A 1,317-nucleotide genomic window follows, 5' to 3' on the forward strand; every position below is an offset into this window, starting at 1 on the left:
GAGGCGGCCGGGGGACCGGGCAACCTGCTCGGTGGCATGCCGCTGGCCGGTATGGGCACCGGCACCCACGCCGGTGCGGGACCCCGATACGGCTTCCGCCCCACCGTCATGGCCCGACCACCCTTTGCCGGCTAACCACCCACGCTGAAAACAGGTAGCCGGCACGTCGGGCGGGCACCACGCAGCGTAAGCAAACGAATGAACGTGGCCGCGGCCACACCCGCCCGGTGAAGTTCACCGCCGCGTCTTTCACAGCAGAAACGGGACCAAATGCCCCTGCTCAAGGGACTCAAAGCCCTTTCGGGGAGCGATGGCCGTCGGGAATGCTGTGGGCCGGTCGCTGATCGTGCGGAAGGGGTTAGTGAGCAACGAGATTTTATCGGACCCGCGGCGCCAAAGCCGCTGGCAGACGTCTACCAGCAACTTTGGCCGCCGAGATCGTCATGGTTTGCTGTGACCGTTTTGATAGGGGCTGCGATCCAGGTCAGGCGCTGTTACTGTGGCGTTACCGAAAATGAATTCGCCGTACCGTCAAGTGAACAGTTGCAAACAGGCGGCTTCCCAGACAGCTTCCGGGGTCGCCGTCATCTAGTCTCTGCACAGTCGGGGATTGAACTAGGAGGGAACCAAGTATGTCGTTCGTGACCACACAGCCCGAGGCTTTGGCTGCGGCGGCCGGAAACTTGCAGGCCATTGGCTCAACGCTGAGCGCTCAGAATGCGGCCGCTGCGGCCCCCACGACCGGGGTTGTGCCCGCTGCCGCCGACGAGGTGTCGGCGCTGACGGCGGCACAGTTCGCAGCGCACGCGCAGATGTACCAGGCGGTCAGCGCCCAGGCCGCCGCCATTCACGAGGCGTTCGTGAACACGCTGTCGACAAGTTCTGGCTCGTACGCTGCGACCGAGGCAATCAACGCAGCTGCCGCGGGCTGATCGGATTGGCGGTTGATGGTCTGGGACGGGACGTCGTCGACGTGGTCTCCCGCCTAACCGCCCAGCTACCGATGATCTCGGGGGCTGACGGCCGGACAACTCAAACGCCGCGGTTCGGGTTTGACGTCCGTCTCACCGTGTTACAGCGACCGGTGGCCGCCGGCTGACGGGAAGGGGGGATCATCCTTTTGCATTCGGCTCGGCGGTTAGCCAGCGCGTGACCGGTCCGGCCATCGTCGTAACCACAGCAGGTATCTGAGTAATCACGTATTAAGGAGACAGCCACAATGGCAACACGTTTTATGACCGACCCGCACGAAATGCGGGCGATGGCGGGCCGCTTCGAGGTGCACGCCCAGACGGTTGAGGACGAGGCCCGCAAGAT

The 1,317-nt window shown here is 64.0% G+C and carries 2 protein-coding genes and 1 pseudogene; all 3 read left to right on the forward strand.

The window, feature by feature from the left end:
• Positions 1 to 135 (forward strand): PE/PPE C-terminal domain-containing protein (locus AWC17_RS08565; RefSeq protein WP_197089843.1); only part of this gene is annotated, 135 nt, incomplete at its 5' end.
• A gap of 497 nt (positions 136 to 632) precedes the next feature.
• The gene (locus AWC17_RS08570; RefSeq protein WP_047324320.1) at positions 633 to 932 is read left to right on the forward strand and encodes a PE family protein; all 300 of its coding nucleotides are present in this window, start codon (positions 633 to 635) and stop codon (positions 930 to 932) included.
• A 287-nt stretch (positions 933 to 1,219) separates the two neighbouring features.
• Positions 1,220 to 1,317 (forward strand): annotated as a pseudogene (locus AWC17_RS08575) (WXG100 family type VII secretion target); the annotation flags it as partial.

It is taken from the genome of Mycobacterium nebraskense, assembly GCF_002102255.1.
Classification (GTDB): domain Bacteria; phylum Actinomycetota; class Actinomycetes; order Mycobacteriales; family Mycobacteriaceae; genus Mycobacterium; species Mycobacterium nebraskense.

What these genes read in the sequence shown, in the direction of transcription:
- AWC17_RS08570 (WP_047324320.1), top strand. Translation starts at nt 633, where the DNA reads ATGTCGTTCGTGACCACACAGCCCGAGGCTTTGGCTGCGGCGGCCGGA.